Annotated in this window: 16 protein-coding genes; 3 read left to right on the top strand and 13 right to left on the bottom strand. The window is 41.7% G+C overall.

All coding sequences use genetic code 11. The features are described 5' to 3' along the window. The first annotated feature begins 289 nt into the window (after positions 1–289). On the top strand, positions 290–1,564 hold the full coding sequence (locus tag MHO82_RS24715; protein ID WP_239189085.1) for a hypothetical protein: 1,275 nt from the start codon (positions 290–292) through the stop codon (positions 1,562–1,564). A 77-nt stretch (positions 1,565–1,641) separates the two neighbouring features. On the opposite strand, the gene MHO82_RS24720 is transcribed toward MHO82_RS24715, so the two are convergent. The 9 genes from MHO82_RS24720 to MHO82_RS24760 all read right to left on the bottom strand — a co-directional run bounded on the left by MHO82_RS24720 (position 1,642) and on the right by MHO82_RS24760 (position 10,840). Further along, a complete protein-coding gene (locus MHO82_RS24720; RefSeq protein ID WP_239189087.1) occupies positions 1,642–2,814 on the bottom strand; it encodes a MerR family transcriptional regulator in 1,173 nt (390 codons plus the stop codon). Positions 2,815–3,179: 365 nt separating this feature from the next. Then, positions 3,180–3,350, bottom strand: a complete 171-nt coding sequence (locus MHO82_RS24725; RefSeq protein WP_343299991.1) for a GNAT family N-acetyltransferase — start codon at positions 3,348–3,350, stop codon at positions 3,180–3,182. Between the two features lie 20 nt (positions 3,351–3,370). Then, positions 3,371–3,871 (bottom strand): peptide-methionine (S)-S-oxide reductase, encoded by a 501-nt coding sequence (locus MHO82_RS24730; RefSeq protein ID WP_239189092.1) that lies wholly within the window; start codon positions 3,869–3,871, stop codon positions 3,371–3,373. An 82-nt stretch (positions 3,872–3,953) separates the two neighbouring features. Next, positions 3,954–4,334, bottom strand: a complete 381-nt coding sequence (locus MHO82_RS24735; RefSeq protein ID WP_239189094.1) for a hypothetical protein — start codon at positions 4,332–4,334, stop codon at positions 3,954–3,956. Positions 4,335–4,464: 130 nt separating this feature from the next. Continuing rightward, entirely contained in the window at positions 4,465–4,935 is a 471-nt protein-coding gene (locus MHO82_RS24740; RefSeq protein WP_239189096.1) for a GNAT family N-acetyltransferase, read from the bottom strand. Positions 4,936–5,032: 97 nt separating this feature from the next. Continuing rightward, a complete protein-coding gene (locus MHO82_RS24745) occupies positions 5,033–5,599 on the bottom strand; it encodes a hypothetical protein (protein ID WP_239189098.1) in 567 nt (188 codons plus the stop codon). 288 nt (positions 5,600–5,887) lie between these two features. Then, positions 5,888–6,688: a thioesterase family protein gene (locus tag MHO82_RS24750; RefSeq protein ID WP_239189101.1), complete on the bottom strand. Its 801-nt coding sequence runs from the start codon at positions 6,686–6,688 to the stop codon at positions 5,888–5,890. A gap of 807 nt (positions 6,689–7,495) precedes the next feature. Then, positions 7,496–9,964, bottom strand: a complete 2,469-nt coding sequence (locus MHO82_RS24755) for a diguanylate cyclase (RefSeq protein ID WP_239189105.1) — start codon at positions 9,962–9,964, stop codon at positions 7,496–7,498. Between the two features lie 180 nt (positions 9,965–10,144). Then, on the bottom strand, positions 10,145–10,840 hold the full coding sequence (locus MHO82_RS24760) for a pirin family protein (protein WP_239189108.1): 696 nt from the start codon (positions 10,838–10,840) through the stop codon (positions 10,145–10,147). Between the two features lie 142 nt (positions 10,841–10,982). On the opposite strand from MHO82_RS24760, the gene MHO82_RS24765 reads away from it, so the two are divergent. Further along, complete coding sequence (locus MHO82_RS24765) at positions 10,983–11,879, top strand: LysR family transcriptional regulator (RefSeq protein ID WP_239189110.1); 897 nt, start codon at positions 10,983–10,985, stop codon at positions 11,877–11,879. A 74-nt stretch (positions 11,880–11,953) separates the two neighbouring features. On the opposite strand, the gene MHO82_RS24770 is transcribed toward MHO82_RS24765, so the two are convergent. The 3 genes from MHO82_RS24770 to MHO82_RS24780 form a co-directional block, all read right to left on the bottom strand. Further along, positions 11,954–12,709 (bottom strand): hypothetical protein, encoded by a 756-nt coding sequence (locus tag MHO82_RS24770; RefSeq protein ID WP_239189113.1) that lies wholly within the window; start codon positions 12,707–12,709, stop codon positions 11,954–11,956. Positions 12,710–12,949: 240 nt separating this feature from the next. Continuing rightward, positions 12,950–17,932, bottom strand: coding sequence for an RHS repeat-associated core domain-containing protein (locus MHO82_RS24775; protein ID WP_239189115.1), 4,983 nt, complete (start codon positions 17,930–17,932; stop codon positions 12,950–12,952). 199 nt (positions 17,933–18,131) lie between these two features. Further along, positions 18,132–19,256 (bottom strand): hypothetical protein, encoded by a 1,125-nt coding sequence (locus MHO82_RS24780; RefSeq protein ID WP_239189117.1) that lies wholly within the window; start codon positions 19,254–19,256, stop codon positions 18,132–18,134. A gap of 443 nt (positions 19,257–19,699) precedes the next feature. Here MHO82_RS24780 and MHO82_RS24785 point away from each other — a divergent pair, with 443 nt between their 5' ends. Beyond that, on the top strand, positions 19,700–21,274 hold the full coding sequence (locus tag MHO82_RS24785; protein ID WP_239189119.1) for a tetratricopeptide repeat protein: 1,575 nt from the start codon (positions 19,700–19,702) through the stop codon (positions 21,272–21,274). A gap of 92 nt (positions 21,275–21,366) precedes the next feature. On the opposite strand, the gene MHO82_RS24790 is transcribed toward MHO82_RS24785, so the two are convergent. Next, positions 21,367–21,594 (bottom strand): hypothetical protein, encoded by a 228-nt coding sequence (locus MHO82_RS24790; protein ID WP_239189121.1) that lies wholly within the window; start codon positions 21,592–21,594, stop codon positions 21,367–21,369. Between the last annotated feature and the right edge of the window lie 123 nt (positions 21,595–21,717).

Consider the following 21,717-nt stretch of genomic DNA (forward strand, 5'->3'; position numbering starts at 1 on the left):
TGTAAGAGCCATTTCTATGCATGAGCTTATCGATTTTCTTGTGGTTTACGCTGAAAAGAACAAAATTATTAATTGCTTCCATGATCGTTCGAATGAGCCTCCGTTACTTGGTAAAGTAAACGTATGTTAGCTGCGACCACTATTTATCTTTAGAGATACATACGTGATCACATATTTTAATAAGGTTTTATCGCTGAAAATTAAAATCACTGAAAATAAAGTTAAAATAATTACTTATGGCTATCCATGGGGGATAGAAATTAGATCTCGAGAAATATAAGAGGGCGGTATGTTCGAGATAGTCGTGAGTGTATTCGGTGTTTTGATTGTATCTTATCTTTGTATTTACCTTCCTTATGCTGTGATCCGAAGTAAAAAAAAGCTTAATCAGTTAAGTCAGGGGACCGCTTTAAGGCAGTTGACGGCGAAAGAGCAGCAAATTTTGTATTTAGTCTATCGTCGTCACTTACCTATTGGGCCTATTTTTTCGGTGCAAGGGCAGGCTCAGGTACTCGCTAAACGCCGTTTTGGTCCCGCCTATGAATTTCTGATTGGTCCTTATCGTTTAACGGGGGAATTCGTTGGTCAATTTATTGGTGATGAGGCCGAGTCTTACCAGGTTGTTGACGCGGAAATCTTCATTCATAAGAACACCGCGTACATCATCAGTGCCAATGGTCGCAGGCTGACCGATGTATATGCCGCGCAGTGGGAAGCTCGCTTTGCTCCCGAAGGACCAGCGAAAGCACTCAACATCGATATCAACGGTAGCCGCGTGATTGATACTGATGAACGTCGTCAGCTGGACTTACCATTAAAGTTGAGTGGAAATAGGTTTTTTCTTCTCGGCTTAGTGCTATTTTGTCTTTTTATGATCAACGCGTTTGGGTGGGAAGAAGAAGTACTGTTTGCCCATGGCCTTCCTATTGTTTTTGCACTGTTTGTGTTGCCTTGGGTTGTACGCTACCGTCGGCTATCTTGTCCATTTGGACGGCCCTGTATTAATCGACCGGGGCGTATGGTCACCTTGGCACAAGGCACCATTATGGGAACGGATGGTAAGCAAGTGTGGTTTACTGGCAGTGCCGATAAAGCGCCGCAAGACCCTGCTTTGTGTTTTACCCTGCCTACGCTGCAACCTGTCACGATGCTTGAAGCGGGCCAGCGTATCCAGTTCGGGTTTTGCCCTAGGCCTTGGGTAGCCCAAAGAGATTATGAGGTGTCGAGCAGCCCACAGTTGGTTACCATCGAAGGACACTTTGATGCCGGTCAGCATTATCGCAATACGCCATTTATGATGCGAGGGTGGCCACTATGTGTTTTTCTGATTGGTATATGTCCGTTTGTTTCCACAGTACCTTTGTTGTTTGATCAGGGGTTGGCTCAGTCTTATTTGGACAGCTGGAATTGGGTTTTGGCGCAGCTCGCGGTTGCTGGTGTTTGGACGTTGGCTGGGCTCTGGCTGTTGGTACGCCAGTTTATTATTTTGGGCAGGTATACCCGGCAGGCAAAAGAGCGGTTAGGGAGTAATTACATGAGTTTGTTTGATAGAAAGTGGCAGTAAGAGGCGAGAAGTAAACTTGCGCGTCCCATTCCCCCTCATGGTGCACGAGATCATGAGGGGGGCATGTGTTAACTTTTTTATACTTTATTTTTTAAAACAAAGATGTGGTAGCCGTATTGGCCTGAGTAGTGTTCGTGTATTTGTAGCTCGTTTCGTAAATCTTTCAAGGCATTGGAAGTCAAGGTGTTCTCGTCTACCTGAGCGATTTTTTTCTTCAACGGATCCAGATAGTTTCTCCACGACTTTTCACTCTGAGTGAAGCTGTCGATGACTTCAAAGCCAGCTTCTTGCATCTCTTTCACTCGCTGCTCGCTTGTTGTCATATCTGGGTAGTTCTGCTGCCAAAACTCCACAGCTTTTTCGTCTGGTTTGTCAGTTAACCAAACCAAGTCGCTGATCACTAGGTAGCCATCCGGCTTCATAAAGGGCTTCCAGTTGTTAAGGGCTTGTTTGACGCCCATGATATATGCACTGCCTTCTGACCAGATCACATCAAATTGTTCGTTGGTAAATGGCATTGCCGTCATACTGGCACAAACCGTGGTAATCCGATTCTCATAAGGGCGCTTTGTTACCTTCTCATTAAGGCAGGTTAAGTTGTACTCATCGTTATCGAGCGCAGTTAAATGAAAGGTAGAGTTTTTAGCCAGTAAAGCGGTGGTTACCCCTTTGCCACAACCTATTTCTAATGCCTCGCCTGAATTAGTCGGTAAAGCGTGTAAAGCTTTGAGAGAATCACTTTCATCCCCTGGTCCAAGTCGGTCTAAGCCTTGAAAAATTGATTCAAAATCAGCCATGTACTGTTCGTGTTCATTCATGTCTTTTGATAGCCATTTTAGTCTTAAGGCATTTTTTTCACTAAAGCCTTGTTTCATTAACCACTCTAAATGCGCAGACGGGGCACTTTTTTCAATGTTTTCATGCCATTTACGCATTGAACGTATGCCAAGCATGGACGAGAGTAGCTCTTTTGCATGCTGTTTTTCCTTTATCTCGGTGTCGAGTGTGTTTAGCCTTTCCAAAAGAGTTGATCGATTTATCTTGCCCTCTAAGCAGGATTGACACTCTTTGAGGGTTAGCCCTCCTGCCTGTAATTGCTGTAATAGTTTGATCCGCTGTCGATCTTTTTCTGAATAACGACGATAGCCATTGCTTTGCCTTTGGCCTGCAATCAACCCTAACTTCTCGTAATAAAGTAAGGTTGAACGGCTTAATCCCACTTGCTGGGCTAATTCAGAAATTCGATACATAGGAAACTTTCCTCTTAACTGGTGTACGCACTATAAATTGTAAAGTCTTAGACAGGTCAACACGAATTTTGAAGAAAAATAAAATGTTTTATGGGGGGAATTGTGTTGGTTTAAATAGTAGAGGCAGAGTCGGTTGATGTGTAGGAGTATTACATAGCTGAGCTTCTGAGGGTTTTGATCAGCAAATCGTGAAGATAATCAGCCGCTTTGGATACTTTAGATTCTGAACTCCGGTACATCGTGATTTCCATCGGCTTGTGATGGTTTATTCGGTGGTAGAACTGTGTTGTGTCCTGAAATCTAATTCTTCCAGTTGTTATGAGAACAAGTATTTTGAAACGTTAAATATGTATTTATGTGTTTGATCACACTTTCAAAACCATTGGGAGATAACGGATACCACCTTTAACTTGCTCCTTATCTGTTGGCTGAAACCCTAGCCGCTTGTAGAAACCTACTGCATTAACTGACGCTTTCACTTCAATGTTTGAAGCTCCACTTCGCTTTTGCATTTCGGTGACCAAACTTCTACCAATGCCTTAGTTCTGGTTTTTTGTTACTTTTCTTTATACTTTTTCAACAGATCCCACGGAATATGACATAAATAATGGTCTTCAGGGAACCTGGTGAGGTGATCTTGATGCTCGTCATCACTGGAAACAAAATTGGTTAATGGCAATATTTCCAATGCTATTTTATCAGCATCGGGGCGAGCTGATATATGGTGTCGTGCTACTTCCAAATGAGCAGAATTTTGACTGTATAAGCCAGTGCGATATTTCTTGCCGCTGTCCATGCCTTGTTGATTGATGCTGTACGGGTCGATAATCTCAAATAAGTGGTCGAGGAGTTTAGAGACTGATGTCAGCTGAGGGTTGAATTCTATTCGAACACATTCGGCATAGCCATCATAGTCCCCTTGAGTTGTGCTAGAAGTACCATTTGCTCGACCCGCTTCGGTGGCTAATACACCAGGCACATACTTAATAAATTCTTGTACCCCCCAAAGGCAGCCGCCTGCAAGAAATAACTCTTCTGTTGTATAAGTGGTATTCATTAGATGCCTTAAAATAAGGTAGCCCACTTTTCTGCGGTTAGTGGGCTTGTGAAATATCGCTTGCGATGACTACTGTCGCAAATTACATCTTAGCGACATCATAGCCTGCTTCAAGTAGCATTTGACGCTCTTTTTTTATCAAGTGTACTCGATCTTCGATCAACTCATCTAAAGCTTGAGAAGGCTTAGATGCGGAGTGATTGAATTGCTCAAACGAGTTCGTGTTTACTTTATCCAGCATAGAAGAGATAGCATTTCTTGCTTGGCATGTGTCTGATTCCGTCTTGAAGTATTCAATACCATCAATCGCAGTGACAATTTCCGGTAACAATTCCACAGGGCTGCCAGGTTGTGCAACGAGCATATAGTTATGTACGACTTTTTTTGCGAATAGAAGTTCTTTTAGCGGAATATCACGGCCACTCACGATAAGCTCGCTTGAGAGAACGGTGGATGAATTCATGGTGTGTCCTTACGTTGTTATTTTATCTATGAATTACTCATAATAGTTACTTGTGTCAAGAGGACTTTCTGATCATAACTTTAATTTGTATTGTTAAAGCTCAGTAAAAGTGCCAACCACTCGTAAATTGTTAGGTAGTAGCTCCCCATACCATGATAGTTGTTTTTATTTCATGATGTTGTGCTTGGTGTAAAATCCTAAAGCCATGATTTAAATACAAATCAATATTAAAATTCTCACATTGCAAGTACAGAGTTTTGATACCTAAGCAGAATGCTTTTTCTTTCGCTGATTCTAGTAAAAGAGATGCAATACCCTTGCGCCTATGATTGGGGTGAGTGAACACACCGCCTACCCAATGTTCATATTCTGGATAGTTTTTATTTTCACGAAATTTAAGCTCAAGAACACCAACAAGTTCACCATCAAGGTGAGTGACTAACGATAAAGGAAGTTGGTTTCGATTAACTGATTTCTCAATAACTTTCTCAAGCACCATTTCTTCGGTGAAGTTCGGAGCTATTCTAGTCCACTCATCGTAATACCACTTCGCTATTTTATGAGCTTCATTCGGATGATCCGCTAGTAATGAAATTTCCATATATCCTCTTAACCATATGACACCGCATTAAATGGTATAAAATAGCAGGTTAAAATTAGTAGAGAAGTAGACACAGCCAGCTGTTTTGTGTCCGATTTTAGGAACCTCGTTCAACGGCTTTTTGCAACTTATTTAGATTCAATAGCTTGTAAGCTATTCTATAGCTCTCATCTAACATACCTTTGGTTGTTGCACTATATGAAACCCAATGGATTAAATCCAAGACTTCTTTTGCGATATTTCGACTCTCTTGAACCTCAATTGCTTTACAACACTCACTTAGTTGATCTAACCAGCTTTGATAGTCATTAATCAAGCCACCTACACCAACAAATTTTCCGAGTTCATCGATGAATTTAGATAAGAATGGGTCAACAATTGAAATATGCTTCAACTCAGAAACCGTCACTAAGAGGTTTCTTTTAAATTGGGAATCTATATCAAAGTCGGGTAACTTAATGCCATTCTTCAGAAGCTCAAGGGAGGTCTCTGCCACCCATAACTCTGCATTACATTTAACAGGTAAATCTTCACACAGCTCTGATGCGGCTTTTCTAAATAAATTAACTACTTCCGTGTCAGTATCACGTTCTGCACTGGCAAGTAATACAATACTCTCATTCTCATTTCCTGACATAAGAGCGTTTAAGCCAAATTGAATCATTAGTTCTCTATAATTATGGTCTACAAGGTATAGGTAGTAGATGTGCTTAAAATCTAAAAGCATTGATAATCTCTCATGACGTTGAAAATTAACTATATAACGTAGCTCTGTATATATCTGCAATACCGAAAACCATTGCACTAGAATGGCATTAAAAATCTATCTGTAGGTTTTAGATGTAATGTTGTCGAAATTTAGAGAGTAAAGTGAATAAACTGCAACATTTCTAAAATGTTATAGCCATATAATTACCGAAAGGCCATTTTATACGACATGAGGCTCAATTTTTTAACTAAACACTGCAACACTTTGGCGACTGATGGCTACGAGCTCTCCGGCGTTGTTCCAAACATCCGCTTCTAAGTGTGCGTAACCGTTTCCAGCTTGTCTCGTGATGGCTTTATAGGCAAACCAATCTGTCGGGTTCACAGGCTTATGAGGATGAATGAATTCAAGATTCCACACCATTGTGCTGGCCGGGGATGGGCCTTTCATCATTTGCAGTACCGCTGGTGGCCAAGCGTCGATCAAACAAATTAGATGGGCATCAGAGATGTGTGATGGTGGCTCTTTAAATCGCATCCAACCATTTAAATGGGAATGAGTCTGCGCCGTATAGGGCATTGCGCCTTCTTCAATGGCTAAATCGACATTGTCGATAAAGTTGGGTGTGACAGAAGGAATGAACGGAACAAGGGGTAAGGAACCTGGATCTCGCAGATCATGTTGATCTTGGTGGCTTACTTCGATCTCTGAAAACCTATCGATCCCAAAACTTGCTTGTTGAATCACAACGACGTCATCATTTTGTATGATTCTAGCTGTTAGTTGAGAGGCATTTTTGCCTTCCCGAAGAACTTCAACTTCAAAAGAAAAGGGTGTATCAGAGACAAGAGGGCCGACAAAATTGGTCGTCAGTGATCTAAGAGGGCGGTTAGCGGCGACTTTCACTTTCATGGCGGTGTACAAAAGCGCGGCGGATATACCCCCAAAAGCGGTTCGGCCTTGTGCCCAGCTTTCAGGGAAAGTCATGGTTTTATTGTGGTGGACGCAATTTTTTGCTGTTAGAAGCAATTGATCAATATTCATGGCGGGTCTTTGTTATCAAAATGTAAATAAACATTAACTGGTCAAACCAGAAAAATCAATGAGACCGACACGCTAACGTCGAAGTGGTTTACGGATCCTATTGTCTATTCGCTTTTTAAATGATGCGGATATGCTTTTATTGAGCGTAGTGTTACTCGTTGCTCTAGGAGGGGTCGCAAACAGCCACCAAGGTGTCTAGCGGCTGTTTGAGGTTGATGAGTGTTACATTATGAGTGTGCCACTCTTAATTTATGAAGCCTTTTTAATGAGGTAATTTCATCAATAAATGCGATATATAATAATGGACATAATATTGACGTGACGAAAACATAGCTCACTTTATATCTGAAGGGCATAACGCTTTTCTTTTCACCTTCAAAGATAGTAACGCCAGTGAAAAAATAAAAAACAATGACATAAAGCGTAACGACCGATCCGATAAGAACATAGGCTGTTAATGCATAATTTAAGAAAGCTAACATGAGTATTCCTTATAAAAATAACATAAATAAAAGTGAAAATTACACTCAAATTAAATGGTAGGGTAAGTAGCGTCGACTCATTGGTTGAGTGTGAATGTTAAATCTTTTTTGTTATTAATTTTAATGATTTAATTAACGGACGTTAATAATTTGAAATGGACCCAAATTAGAAATGTAACGTTTGAAAGTAACATATCTCATAATAAGGGTGATTTATCTTTACATATAAGAGCTTTTGATTGCTTAGAAAAATAATCAAACGAATATGCGATAAGGCCACAGTAGCCCTATTTACGAGAGCCCACAGGCATATTATTAATACCTTTCAGAGTATGACGGTTTCTACTCGGTTACGCCCGGCCTCTTTAGCACGGTATAGGGCGGCATCCGCTGTTTCATAAAGCTGCTCCATTCTTTGGGTGGGGGCTTTGGCTGTGACTAAGCCAAACGAAGCGGTGAGCACAGATTCCGTCAAGCTGTATTTATGCTCCAGTTGTAATTCTTCAATGGTGCTTCTGAGGGTTTCCACAAATGCCGAGGCTTCTTCCGGTGAAAGGCCAGAAAAGATGATCCCAAATTCCTCACCTCCTAGACGGAAGCAGTAGTCTGATGAACGGTGGCAGCGTGCTTTTAGAGCGTTGGCAAGGGAGATCAATAAATTGTCTCCATTATGGTGGCCGTAGTTATCGTTGTATTGTTTGAAGTAGTCGATATCCAGAATGACAAAGCTAAGCCACTCTTTGCTGCGTTGTGCTCGGCAAATTTCGGACGGTAAGACCTGATTATAATGACGGCGATTAAATAATCCGGTAAGAGGATCGGTAATGGTAAGTTCCTCTATTTTTTTCTTTTCTTGTCGTAGTTGTTGTTCTATCTGTTTTCGCTCCGTGATTTCATTATTTAACTTTTGATTTAGGTTTGAGAGCTTTCGCGTCCAATAACTGAGGAGAATTAAGACCAGTAGAGAAATGATCGCGATTTGCCATACGAGGCTGTAGTCAACACCGTGTTCGTACCGTACTGTCACCCAGCGTGAATAGATCGCATTTTTCTTTTCTTCAGAGATGGCATCTAACGTTTTTTGCAAAATGCTGCTCAGGATTGGCCAATCGTTACGCACTGCCATGCTCAGTTCAAAGCGGTATGGGGTGATCCCCGACACTTTTAAATTGGTAAACCCCTCCCGTGTCATGACATAGTTAGCAGTAGCGATATTTCCGACATAGGCTGCGACCTGCCCTGAAGAGACAGCTTCCAGAGCATCGGATACATTATCGGCCTCAAACAGTTTGATCTTAGGGTGATTTTCCAAGAGTAATTCGTGAGAAGCATACCCTTTAACCACTGCGACTTCTTGACCATTTAACTGTTTGATATTGTTGACGTAAGGAATGCTCTGATTGGTGATGATCATCATTGGGAAGCTAAGGTAAGGGCGTGTGAAGTTTAAGTAATTTTTACGGCTGGGAGTAATGGCAAGCGCAGGGTAGATGTCCAGTTCTCGTCGTTTGGCAGCCTCAACCACTTCAGACCAGTTCATGTCTATACTTGGTGCCAGTTCTAGGTCTAAACGTTCGGCGATGAGCTTAATATAGTCTGCGGCAATACCTTGGTATATTTTTTGGTCGTCGACAAACTCAAAAGGTGGCCAGTCGATGTCGATCGCTAACCGGAGTGTTTTATGCCGTTTTAACCATTCTCTTTCTTCTTGAGTTAGTTCGAATGTTTTGGTGTCTTGGTAGTAGGTATCGAGTAGGTATTTTATACTGAAGTTGTAAAGTTTGCCGTTTTCTTGTTCTTTTGACAGTGCTTTAAAATTAATGCGTTGCCAGTTGTCATTAATAAAGCTTTGAAACATTTGTATGTTTTGATTATTGATGGCGTACATTTGGGAGTGAAATTGAGTCGACTCAGCGGCAAAATCGTGACCTTCAAGATAATCTTTGAGTAGGATCATCCCCCACGCAGCTTCGGTAAAATGGCCCCCGACTGAAATATAGGGAGCGTGTTCTTTGATGGTCTGAAGTGCTTCTGGTAGCCAGTCAATGCCACCCATGATGAGATTGTCCATGGGAACAGAAAGCTCGGCCATTGCATCCCTTGCGCCTAGAATCAAAGTGTCAGAAGCCGCCCAGATCATATTGATCTCAGGGTATTGTTGGTAATATTGCGTAAATTGACGTTTTGCTTCGTCCCGACTCCAGCTTTCATCTCCATCGCCTTCAGCAACAATGGTGACATGAGGGTGATGTTTAATGAATTGGTATAGCCCTTGATTACGTTGTTGGGCAGAAATCTCTTTCATGTTGCCATTAAGGACAAGCATGTTGATTTTTTTAAGTTGCTTTTCTTCTGCTTTTAAAAGAAGTTGTTCTGCTAACAGTGCTCCTGCTTTTTGATCATCAGGGGTAATACTGCCTATCCAAAATCGATACTTAGTTCTAGGCCGTAAGTCGTTTGTGATCAATCCGGTATTATACAGAATACTAGGTACTTTGTAGTGCTCAGTTATGGCTAAGATTTTTTCTCCGATCTGCTCATAATTCATAAACAAGATACCATCGATGCCTTCTCGGCAGGCTTCGGTGACTTGCTTCAGCATAACCTCCGGCTGATTGTCAGCATCATAAACTCGCAGAGTCATACCAAGATCATCGGCAGCAGCTTGGGCGAATTTTATTTGTGGCTGCCAAGCTGGTGTTTCGCTGCGTGGGACAAAAAGCGCGATCTCCATAGCCATAATGGGCAGCGGCAAAAAGAGTAGGTAAAGAAACAGTATGATAATTGCCTTCATCGATACACTTCAAACGATGGGTTTTATCAAGTATAGCCACAGTTATTTCAGTTAATACAGAGTATTGATTATGAAAATGTCAGGAGGGTATTGTCATTAGGAGGTGATTCCCCTCACACAGCATACAGTAATGAGAGGGGGTACATTCAATCGTGCAGTGTTTCAGCTTTAACGGGCTGATTATGGTAGGTCGAATATAAGAGCTGTGATTGACTCCTCATTGGTATTTTTAAATATCAATTGAGTTTGTTTTTCGATTTTAGCGCCATCGCCCGCTAGAAGGGGGGTGTTATCTAGCAATAAATGGCCAGCCACTTGGTGAACGTACACTCGGCGGTTTTGCTTAATAGTGAGTGCATACTCCGATTGTGGTTCTAGGATCAACTGATGCAATGTGGCGTCTTGTTTTATGTGTAATGTGCCACTTTCTCCCGTTGGTGTTGCAATGGTTGTTAATCCTGTGGCTCGGCCAAAGTCTTTCTGCTGATAGCCTGGTTTCCCCCCCAGCGTGTTAGGCTGAATCCAGATTTGCAGAAAACGTAAGTCATTTGAATTTGAACCATTATATTCACTGTGATAAATCCCTTTCCCCGCAGACATTAGTTGAAATTCTCCAGCGGGAAGAGTTTGAATGTTACCTTCACTGTCTTTGTGTTCAATGGTGCCTTCCAGTACATAACTGATGATTTCCATGTCGCGATGGCCGTGTGTATCAAACCCAGCGCCCGGTTTGACCACATCGTCGTTAATAACGCGAAGCTCTGAAAACCCCATGTGGTTTGGATCGTAATAGTGACCAAATGAGAATGTATGTTTACTGTTTAGCCAGCCAAAGTTTGCTTGGCCGCGTTCTTGTGAGTGGCGTACGGTGATCATGGCTTTTCCTCAAAATTTTTAAATGTCTTTTTTGTTAGAGCTCTCACTCTCTAAGCATTGAACTGAAGTTTAGGCGTGGTAGATTGAAGAGAAAATCGGAATGATTTGTACAGTTAGTTCAAAAAATTTGAAGTGAGGGAATATGCATCACGCCATCACGATCGACGCATTAAGAGCATTGGATGCCATTGATAAAAAAGGCAGCTTTGCGGCGGCGGCCGAGTCACTTTACAAAGTCCCTTCCGCGTTGACTTACACTATTAAAAAGTTAGAAGAAGACATGGGAGTTGCACTTTTTGATCGTTCAAAACAGCGAGCCCAGCTTACCCCAGCAGGGCGGTTAGTGTTAGAGCACGGTCGAGAGATCTTGTTAGCGACGCACCGTTTAGTGGATTCGGTTCAGCAGCTTGAATCGGGGTGGGAGAGCGAAATACGTATTGCGCGAGATACCATTATTTCCCCCTCGCCACTTTTTTCTGTGGTGCAAGAGTTTAATCAATTGGAACAAAACGTGGATTTGAGCCTTGGGGTAGAAGTGCTCGGGGGAGGGTGGGATGCCCTTCACAGTCGCCGCGCTGATATTGTCATTGGGGTGACGGGGGAGTTACCAAAAGGTTTATTCCAAACTCATAGAATAGGTACTTTGTCGTTTGTGTTTGCGGTTGCACCTGATCACCCATTAATACAGGTAGAAGGAGAATTAGAAGGTGAGCGATTGAGCGAGTATCCGGCTGTTGTGGTGTCTGATTCTTCACAATTTTTGCCCGTGCGAGACAGTGGATTGTTTAAAAGCCGACAAGTGATACGGGTGAACTCGATGGAATCTAAACTCTTGGCGCAAATGGAAGGGATTGGTATCGGTTTTTTGCCTGAACACATTGCGCGGCCCTATATTGAGAGCGGTAAATTAGTGGAAAAGCAATGCGCTATACCAAGGCCAAAGCAAGATATTTTTATCGCTTGGCATAAAGAGAAAAATGAAGGGCGCGCGTTTAATTGGTTTAAGCAAAGGCTGTGTGCCATTGACTGGGGCATTTAATGAGGGCGCTAAAATGTTGTTATGGAAGTTGGAGTAACGCAGTGGCCAGCTGCTTTACTCCAAGAGCTAAACGTTTAGTAAGAGAAGTGTAGAGATGACGGAATCGCGTTAGACGAACTTACACTGTTACCATCGATAATAAGTGAGCCATTACGGTATTCCCAATCGATTTTTTGTTCATTCGATCCGGTTAGCTGCCCCGATAAATTAGAGGAAACCCCTTTTAAGTTAAGCTGATAAGTTCCGGCTTGCAATTGAGGTTGCAGATCTGAAGGAATGGTAATGGTGTTGACCATTTCTAATGTATTGGAAGTCGTATCAATGTAGGATTCTGGCGATGTTTTCAGATGGTAAGTAGGACTCATCGCTTGATTATTCGTATTTTGAAGATCCACTATTTGGCCATTAGAATTGATGGACAAACGAGTGTTGGTTTTAAGTGTGGTTGTGTATGTACCAGAGAATTGGTAGTTACTATGAACACATTTATCTGTTGTGAATGTAACATTTGCACCAGAAACCGTTTGAGTGCTTGTTCCGCCACCAGCACAGGCAAAGGTGTTGCCTAACCTTTGGTGATCTTGAGCAAGCAAGGCGGCACCATTCAATGTGACTAAAGTAAGTTCAACGGCTTTCCCTAGTATATTTGTCGCTTGAATTTGGTCTTCCCAACTTCCTGTTAATGGTAGGGAGCTGTTGTCAGCGTTTGAACTTCCTTGACCCGTACTTTCTGAATTTGAACTCTCTCCACAGCCTAATAATAAGGTAGAGGTTAGGACTACCATAGCACTTCGGCTGAGCAACTTCGTTTTTCCTTGAGATACAATCATTCTTTTGACCTTTTTTATAACGTTATGTTTTAAAAATGAATTTCCTATTCGAGGTCGGCAGTTTATCAATTTAATGACGTCTGTATTTAATGTGTTGGTAACCAGTAGTTAACAATTGTAATGGTTGGTAAAGGGTGTGAATGCGTGGATAATCATTCAGTTGGGTAGGATCGCAGATTGTTAATGAAGAGGGTTGACGCCATGCTAATTGTATAATTAGATGGCGTCTGATGTTTTAAATTACCCTGTTGGATACTTTAAAGCAATAGTTTGAGCCAGCATCTGTTGCATGTGCTCGGCATCACTGTTGGTGCCATTATCTGTGGCGCTCGGTAATTCCCATGTTGTGTTTGCCAAAAGAGCGTAGCCCGACGGTACGGTGACCATGTCAAAAGCATGACTAGTTCCCTCTGCAACCGCTTTTTTTGTTAACTTCACGCCTTTGAATGTGGTGTTAATGTAATTCACATCGACACCAGAGAGGTTAGCAAACAGAGAATTTAAAGCATCAGGGTAAGATCCTTCTCTATCTGCCGCTTTGCCTTTTTCATAATACTTGTCATAGTTTGCTTTATTGCGCCGCATGCAGGCCTCATTTCTTTGACGCATTTTTAAGTGGTTCTCTCTTCTTTTGGTGGGCAGCTTGTCTAAAGAGGCTTGGAACTCTTTGTTCAGTTTAAATAGCCCCATGGCTTTATCGGCTTTTTTAGCGAACTTATTGCCTTGTCTTGCTTTGTTTGCTTTGTAAATGCCATCCCCTGCGCCTACTGCGATTGAAGCAACGCCAAAAATTCCAGATGCGAGGCCTAAACGTTGAATCTTGTCACTGTGATCTGTGTGATTTTTTTCATCTTTAATCGACATGGAATCGGCGGCAATACCTAAGGTATCACTGATTAGCCCTAATGCTGCCGCAGACATTCCCATGGCGATGGCTGCTGATGATCCTCCTGTAAATGGGGCGAGTATTAAGGCCAATAAATCCCCCATAAAACAAACCACATTAAGTGCTAGATCGGCTTCAGTACTGAAGTGACCTGTGGGATCAGACAAGTTAATTGGATCGCCGTTACAGTAGAAATACGGGTTAATACCACCTCCAGAAAATGGCGTCATTGAATCAGGCGAACTAAATAAGCCCAAATTAGGTAGGTAAAGGCGCGTCCCATTCCCTAGAAAATAAGCGTTAGTGGTTTTATCTAATATTTCGCCATTAAAACCCGTCTGAGAGGTTAGCTGCGCGGCTCCATAAGGGGTATAAGCCGTATTGTTGGTGGCGTTACCGTCGTGTGAAGCAATGACAGTTCCTTGTTGAGTGGAGGAAAGCACTCTGGTTACGTTGGATTCTTTTTCTGCGACGGTTTGTTGCCCACTATGAATGAATTCAATATTTTCGTTAACTGCTGACACGACTTTAAATAAGGTCTCACCGAGGTAATAGTGTACTTGGCCGTCCAACGTGTTTGTAATGAGGCGGCCGTAGGGATCGTATTGATATTCAGTGCCATTTATGGCAGTAACACGGCCTTCGACTGAGTATTTTAGTGAAGTGGAACTATTGCCTTGATCAATCAAGATCAAGTTACCATCTTCGTCGTAGCTAAGATCGATACGCTCAGGGAAGGTACTGACTAAGGTATGCATAATGGCCGTTGGACGGCGTGTGGCAGGATCATCAAAGTGGTATGTTGCGACATCTGATGTTGTTTGACCGTCAAATTTACTTTCTACGCTGGTTATGTTGTTAAAAGAGTCGTACTCAAAATTTTGTGATATGAGCTTTAGTCCTATTTCATTAATGGGCAGAAAACTAGGATCATATCCTTCGTCAATCCAGTATTGAGTAAGTCGATTTAAGCAATCATAGCTGAAGTGCTCCGTTAATCGATCTTCGTCATTTAAGCGAGTGGTTCTTGTAGACAGTTTATTTTCGGCATCGTAATGCGAGAGTAGCGTCAGTAATGAAGTCTCGTTATTTAATGTGATGTGGCAGTGCCGCGCACTTTCTCTTCCCCAGCCATCATATTCAATGGTCGTTGATTGACGAACGTTGCCAGATTCTTGGATTTCTTCTACAGCTATTCGGCTAAAAGCATCGTATTCAAGTGAGACGGTGATATTACCTTGAGTGGTAGAAACTAAACGCCCTAATTCGTCATAGTGATGCTGACGTGCCACAGTAGTATCACCGATTTTTATTTCTAAGCTGAGAGGCTTTCCAAGTAACGAGTAGGTTCTTGCACTGATTTGACCACTGTCATGTTCGGCGACGGATTGATCTACTGCACTTACGTTACCGTCATTATCATATTGATATTGGTATCCACTGACGGCATTCTTAGATGAAATTAGGCTGCCTTGGTTGATTAGAGAGGACGTATTATCTGCAAACGTAAATTCATTGCTGGACTCTAGATCGCCCTGTTTGAGGTAAGTGGATACTTTGTTTACGGAATTGTTTAGCTCTGCGATACGTTCAAACTGAATCGTGTTTCCTGAAGCTGTCGTCACTTTTGTTGGGCTATCCGATGCTTCGGTGTACTCAAAAGTTGTGTGGAGACCAGATACGCTTTTTTGGCTTAGTCGTCCGAGATCATCAAAGACTTGTTCACCAAGATTGACCTTACTGCCACCTGATAATTCTAATGTCACTGACGTTATTAACTGTTGAGGTGAGAAATCGCTGTAGCTGGCTTGATAATGTTGTTCATCGAAGCTGGTGGTTTTAATTATTCGGTCGAAAAGATCATATTCTTCGACGCTAGTTTCATGACCTAAGGGGGTATGAACTTTGGTTTTTCGGCCTATGCCATCGTAACTATTTTCCGTTATGCAAAGGGTTGTGGTGTCGTATTTGGTTTCAACTTTTAATGGGTTTTTAAATAGGTCGTACTCTGTCAGTGTTTCTGTTAAGAAAGCCGATACTGTGCTGGCGTCATGAATGTCAGATCTTAGCTCTTGGCGATGGCTCTGGGTCAGAGTCAGAGGATCATTTTTGATTGCGTCAATAACGCCGTTACCATTTTGAATTCCGCAGATTTGTCCCCAGTCATCGTATTGGTAAGTTATCGAGTGGCTTGAAAGAGCAGTGCCATCAGGAAAATAGTCTAGGGCGATTTCCAATGCTTTACGGCCCTGATCATCGTAGCCGAACTGCTGAATTTTCCTAAATCCTTCATTGATATCCTGTTGGTGTGTGGCGGCGTGGTTTTCTACGCTGAGGGGGCGGTTCATACCATCAAAACGTATTCGGGCTTGCTGACCATTTGCATCGGTGTAGAGTACCTGTGGCGTTTTGGTTTCTGTTGAGTAGCCATATTCATAGGTGTCGTTACGTTGCCATTGAGTTTCTGTGGCACTGCTACTGCGTGTGATCCTTCCTCGTACATCATAAATGGCTTCGTGTTGTACGCCATTAGTATCTATTTGACATACAGGGCGGCCAGTATAAACATTGGTTGATTCGCTCATGCTGGCTATGTTGCCGTTATACCCTACCAGTGTTTTTTCTAAGGTAAGAATGCCATCTTTGACAGCTGAATAAGTTAGTGTTACTTCAGTAGGACTCACTAAACTATTGTTATTATCTAACATTCCGGCCTGGATGCGCGTGACTGCATTATGAGTATAAAGACTTGATGGGCTATTAATATAATCAAATTCAGCTTTTAGTATGGAAGTCTCTTTATCACCATATTGGATTAAATGTACTTTTACTGCTTCTTTTAGACGATCTTGTGCGGCTTTCATTGGCGTTAAAGAGACATAGTTAAAACGCTTCGTTTTAGAAATTGTGCCATCTTGAGAGCGTGTTTCCATTGTTTTCAAGAAACGGGAAAACAGTTTGAATGGATCTGGCGGGCAGGAGTCTGGTTCACCTTCCACAGGGTAGTATTGGTAGCTTTCGACGATCCCCGTTGGGGCTTTTTTCTCTAGTTGATTACCAAAGTCATCGGTTGCCATTTCTGTAACGAAGTGGGCTTCCTTTATGCCATCGCTAAAGGTGACGGTTGTTTTGGTGGGAAACATGACGTTATTTGGTTGTAATGCCAGCTCTTTATCGGCGTAGGGCGCTTCATCACAAAGATATACGTTATGGACAGTAACTTGGCATTGGTTGGAAAAGGTTTGGTATTGGGTAAGTAAATGGAAAGTATTATAGGTGTAGACTTCTGTTTTCAGTTGCTCTCCTAGCCCTGTTTTTATCGTGATGCTGTAACTGTAATCGTTAGCCGATGCCCATAGATAAAGGTTATCTTGGAGTGTGGACCAACCATTGCTGTTGGGAAAACCTAGGAAGTTGTGTTCAGAGTAGCTGTAGGTTTGTTGGATTTCAGGCTGATCGCACCCAGGATACAGGGAATATTTAGTGATTCTGGGAATGTACTGAGTTTGACCACCTTGCACCACAAAAGGGTGACCAGAATCAGTGTACTGAAGCTCTTCAATTGCCCCTTCCGGTTGTTCTGTTCGGGTAACGATCAAATACCCTTCTTTTTCATCATACTGAAATTGTGTTTTTTCATTGGGATCATCTTCATTTTTTAAATGGCCAATCCAATCGAGTTGAGTATAAGAGCCATTTTGTGTTACTGAGATATTGAAGAGCCCCATGGTTGTTTCGTTTTGACGCACTTCAATGGAGCTAAGGACCATATTGCTATAATTAAACCGAACGAGATCAATGTTATCTTGGTTGTAGATCTTTGAAAGGTATGGAATCCCTGAAATAAACGCATTATGTTCGAAGTGATAGATTTCGCCATTAGGGAAAATAATCTCAGAGAGCCGGAATATGGTATCTACGCCACCGCCACCTAAGTTTTTAAGCACTTCAATAACGCCGTCTTTATAATATATAAAATATCGCTCATAGCTATCTTCGATACGTTTGAAGACAGAAAAGTCTTGAGTTTTTTGATCGTGAAACGACACTTTGTTCTCAGTAAGGCTTTCAAACGAAAAGCTATTTCCGTTTGAAAGGATCAACTTTTTACCTTGAGTATATTCTGAAAGGCCATTTATATGCCATCCGACACCATAGGGGGTTTTCACTAAAGGGCTGGCTTGTAGACTATTAAAATTCAGTGATAGTTTTCTTGTTACAGGTGTGTCGGTATCTTGGCTGTGTAGTTCAATTAATTCTTTGTTAAATTCGTATAGACCCGTGCTCGGACTGACACGTTTATTATTAAAGCTCTTTACTTGGGTATAAATACTCATAATTAGACCTAGACTTAATGTGTTAAATAAATTGAGGGAGTACTGGCAGAGTGGGTAAATCTGCTTACTAACGTTGGATAGAACTCAGCCTACTGCGTAATAACAAACGCTGTTGCCTGAGTTCCTATTAGTTGGGGTTATCCGTGCATTGATATATCAATATAAGCGCGTTGCAGTATTAATTAATGATTTGGGTCTATTAGGGGGTAACAATATTCGGATCACCTTTTAGCTCGATGTAAGCTGAAAAGTCATCCTTGCTGGCTTTGATATTATTACTGTCACTGCTTCGGTAGTTTTTATTATTTCGAGCAACACATTTGTAAGTATAAATTACTTTACCACCGTATTCGTCGGTAGCTGTAATGGTCATGTCATTTTCGAAATGACTTTCTCGAACACAATCATTTTGAATACTGTCTTCTCTACCAATGAAAGCAGAAGCGGTGCCAATCGCGTCGGGGTTAGCCGTATACGTGTAACTAGAGTCGTCCCCAGCTAGCCATTGGCAGATACGACCTTCAATAGAGTCTTGGTGCGACAGTGCTCGGGCAATCACATTCACGCCTCCGAGATCACCATCAAACCCTTGTTCGACAAACCCTTGGTCTGACTGAAGATAATTATCGGATGTTTTGGGTTCGCCAGAAAAGTGAGCTTCAATATTGTAGCTGTAGTCATCAGAACTGCAGCTAGCTAAATATTGATAACAATGTAATGTCTTAAATAAATCTTTATGATCATCTTTATTTGGGGTGATATCTTGTTGGTTGATTTGTATTGGTGGTTTTTCCTTTGAGGTTATTTTTACGAACTCATCGTTGCCAAAATGGCATTCCTCACCTGCAATGACTTGAGTGGCTTGAATGTTACTGGCGATGAAAAATACATCGTTATTGACGGTGTCTTCAATTTGGGCGAACGCCATTAGCTCGTAGTCACCCGTGCTTTCGGGGAGTGTGGCAAGAAAATGCATTGTGTGAGTTGGGTTAGATGCATCATTACCTACATGAACATTATGTGGAAACGCTTGGTAAGTACGGGTTGGACTGTCTGAGTCCGGTGCGGCAACGCCACTGCCGGGTAGAAATGCCACCACTTCTGGCGAAATGAAAGTCGGAAGAGTTGTTATATCATTAGATTGCTCATTTTTTAAAAGACCAGCAGTGATGCAGTTAAAATTTTCAGAACCTTCTCCGTCAATATATACATAGACGCTAATGGGAAGTTGGGCGGCACCATTTGCGAAAACTGTTGTCAGTTTATTGTTCCCTACATCGCTTTCATCGACATAAATAGACACTTTCATACTTGGCACAGACATATTAATTTCCTTATACATTTTTTATGTGGCTGACTGAATGAATTTAGAATGTCGGAAAATATTAACGATAAATAAACAATATGCAACAGTGTTAATATTGATGTTGTTTGTATGCGATCTTTGTCACCACTCTGTGAAATTGTTATATGAAGTTGGACATAAGTTTATAAGGAGCCAAAGAAATCGCTGAAATAAATGCATTGTTGTTATTTATCTTTTGAATTGAAAGTGGCTTATGAGCTGATATTAAGGTGGTGGAGGACACAGGACTAAATACTATAAAAGGATGTGTTCAATACCAATCAATCATAGGTCACAAAATAATGTCTTTTCTTGTAATAAAATAAGATGCATATCTTAGATAGCGTAGATTTTTGACTCGTAATTAGGTTGATGACAATCGCCTAAGCAACGACGTTTTTAACCCACAAGATGAGTGTTTCATGACAGCAGATACTTTAGTTACCTTTTTAATCGTATTTGGCTTTATCGGATTAATGTATAAAGTCACTTTTGGAAATTCAACGTCAGAGCTGGGCAATACTGATGACTCAACTCAAACAGCAATCGACTTGATAAACAGAGGAAAAGTGCCTGAAGGACTTAGTATGTTAGAAGGGCTTGTTGAGGAAGGCGATTATATGGCTGCGGTTATTCTAGCTGAGCTGATGTCTAAATTCTCAAGCGATGACGTACAAGATGAGAAAGAAACCCCTGCGTATTGGTATATAAAAGCAGCGTCGCTTGATGCGGAATACGCGCAATTGTTTATGTTAATGCTAGAAAATGATCGTTTGCCCAACGGAAATCATTGGGATGATGCAGAAGACAAATTAGAAGAACTACTTACTACAGCTGCTTTGGATGGGGATACAGAAGCGCAAGCTAAGTTAGGGGAATTTTATTACAAAAGACCAAAATACGATGAAACCAAAGCGAAGGCGCTGCAATGGCTTGAAACAGCAGCTGAAAGTGATTGTCCCTCAGCGCTTCATTTGCTCGGGGAACATTACCACAACTTGTATGTCGATGAAGGGCAGGATCCAGCATCTCTACTAGCCAAAAGGGCACGAGATTATTACGAACGCGCTCATGAGTTAGGGGATGCTCTATCAAACAGGCCATATGCGAATATGTTGCTGCAAGGTATTGGTGGTGCAGCTAACATATTAGAAGCTGAGAAAATTTTGATTGAAATGGCAAAGGTGGAAGATGCTACATTTGATCAGCTTGAACTTGCTAAGCATTACAGTGATGCGAAGTACTTGCCTAAAAATGTAGAGCAAGCCCGTTATTGGTACGAAAAAGCACTTGAAAATGATCAAGGTTCATCATTCATAAAAATACAATACGCTGATTTTCTTATTAGTCATTCAGAGCAAGATACCGATATTAGCCAAGCCAAAGAGATTGTTGAACAGTATGTTGGCGAATGGGACACATCTGCGTTTAGTGTATTGGCTAAAATGCATTCAACGGGACGTGGAGCCAGAAAAGATGCGCTGACCGCTGCAATGTATTATGACTTAGCGGCAAAATCTCTTTACTCTGAAGAGTTGGAAAAACGTGATGAGGCCTTTTCTCAACTAAGAGGCTATGAGAAAAGGCAAGTGCAAGGCATGGTGGAACATTATCTTGTTAAGCACCCAATCCCAGATGAAGTACAATCAGAAATGGATCTCACATCCGCTCGATTGACTTTTATGGATGATAAGGCGTCAGAATCTGATAAAGAAAGTGCCATTCAAATACTCAGGCGATTAGCATTAATGGGAAATTTGGAGGCGATTGAATTGCTTCCGAGTTCTTATGCTTCAATGAATCAAACGCTTGAAAGTGCGCTGTGGCAAAAAATAGCAGTAGAGACCGACACGGCGGTATTTGGTTACGGCAAAGAGGCTGAATATCAGTTTGAGCAACAGGCTGAAAAACTGACTCAAGAGCAACGTCAATGGCTAGAAGAAGAATCGAAACCCCTGATTTTGCTGGTTGAAGAGGCGTTATCTGAGCAGGATTAAATATTTCTACTCTAATTTAGTAAGTACTATTTTCTCAAGGAATGCTATATGATTGAGGTATATAGCATTCTTTTTATTGATTAAAATATTAGTCATTTTTCGATACGAATAACATACGGGAATTGCTTTGGGTGTCTGTTAAACGTATTTGCATGATCTGTGATTTTCCTGCCTACAAATATACTTAATACTGCATCCATTGCATCGTCGCTTGGTTTTCGGCCATTGATTTCTTTAAAAGTGTAGGCGGCTTTGGTTCCTACGTTATAAGGGATCATGTCTGGTAGCAGAGTTTGAGCGACGGAATCGGCGTAAGCCACTGGGTTAGATAGTTTAACCTGAACTCGGGATAAAAACTGAATGGAACTAAAGCTGGTTCTGCGATCAGATCTTTAGACCAAGAAGGATTTATCACAAAGGAACCAGCTATGCGTAAGTTAGTA

Origin of the sequence: Vibrio sp. Of7-15 (assembly GCF_022347565.1) — a bacterium.
Lineage (GTDB): Bacteria > Pseudomonadota > Gammaproteobacteria > Enterobacterales > Vibrionaceae > NORP241.

Bases quoted from the DNA above. Each gene is read 5' to 3' on its own strand.
- MHO82_RS24785 (WP_239189119.1), top strand. From the start codon at position 19,700: ATGACAGCAGATACTTTAGTTACCTTTTTAATCGTATTTGGCTTTATC.
- MHO82_RS24745 (WP_239189098.1), bottom strand. From the start codon at position 5,599: ATGATTCAATTTGGCTTAAACGCTCTTATGTCAGGAAATGAGAATGAG.
- MHO82_RS24765 (WP_239189110.1), top strand. From the start codon at position 10,983: ATGCATCACGCCATCACGATCGACGCATTAAGAGCATTGGATGCCATT.
- MHO82_RS24730 (WP_239189092.1), bottom strand. From the start codon at position 3,871: ATGAATACCACTTATACAACAGAAGAGTTATTTCTTGCAGGCGGCTGC.
- MHO82_RS24775 (WP_239189115.1), bottom strand. From the start codon at position 17,932: ATGAGTATTTATACCCAAGTAAAGAGCTTTAATAATAAACGTGTCAGT.
- MHO82_RS24735 (WP_239189094.1), bottom strand. From the start codon at position 4,334: ATGAATTCATCCACCGTTCTCTCAAGCGAGCTTATCGTGAGTGGCCGT.
- MHO82_RS24720 (WP_239189087.1), bottom strand. From the start codon at position 2,814: ATGTATCGAATTTCTGAATTAGCCCAGCAAGTGGGATTAAGCCGTTCA.
- MHO82_RS24760 (WP_239189108.1), bottom strand. From the start codon at position 10,840: ATGATCACCGTACGCCACTCACAAGAACGCGGCCAAGCAAACTTTGGC.
- MHO82_RS24755 (WP_239189105.1), bottom strand. From the start codon at position 9,964: ATGAAGGCAATTATCATACTGTTTCTTTACCTACTCTTTTTGCCGCTG.
- MHO82_RS24780 (WP_239189117.1), bottom strand. From the start codon at position 19,256: ATGTCTGTGCCAAGTATGAAAGTGTCTATTTATGTCGATGAAAGCGAT.
- MHO82_RS24715 (WP_239189085.1), top strand. From the start codon at position 290: ATGTTCGAGATAGTCGTGAGTGTATTCGGTGTTTTGATTGTATCTTAT.
- MHO82_RS24770 (WP_239189113.1), bottom strand. From the start codon at position 12,709: ATGATTGTATCTCAAGGAAAAACGAAGTTGCTCAGCCGAAGTGCTATG.
- MHO82_RS24750 (WP_239189101.1), bottom strand. From the start codon at position 6,688: ATGAATATTGATCAATTGCTTCTAACAGCAAAAAATTGCGTCCACCAC.
- MHO82_RS24740 (WP_239189096.1), bottom strand. From the start codon at position 4,935: ATGGAAATTTCATTACTAGCGGATCATCCGAATGAAGCTCATAAAATA.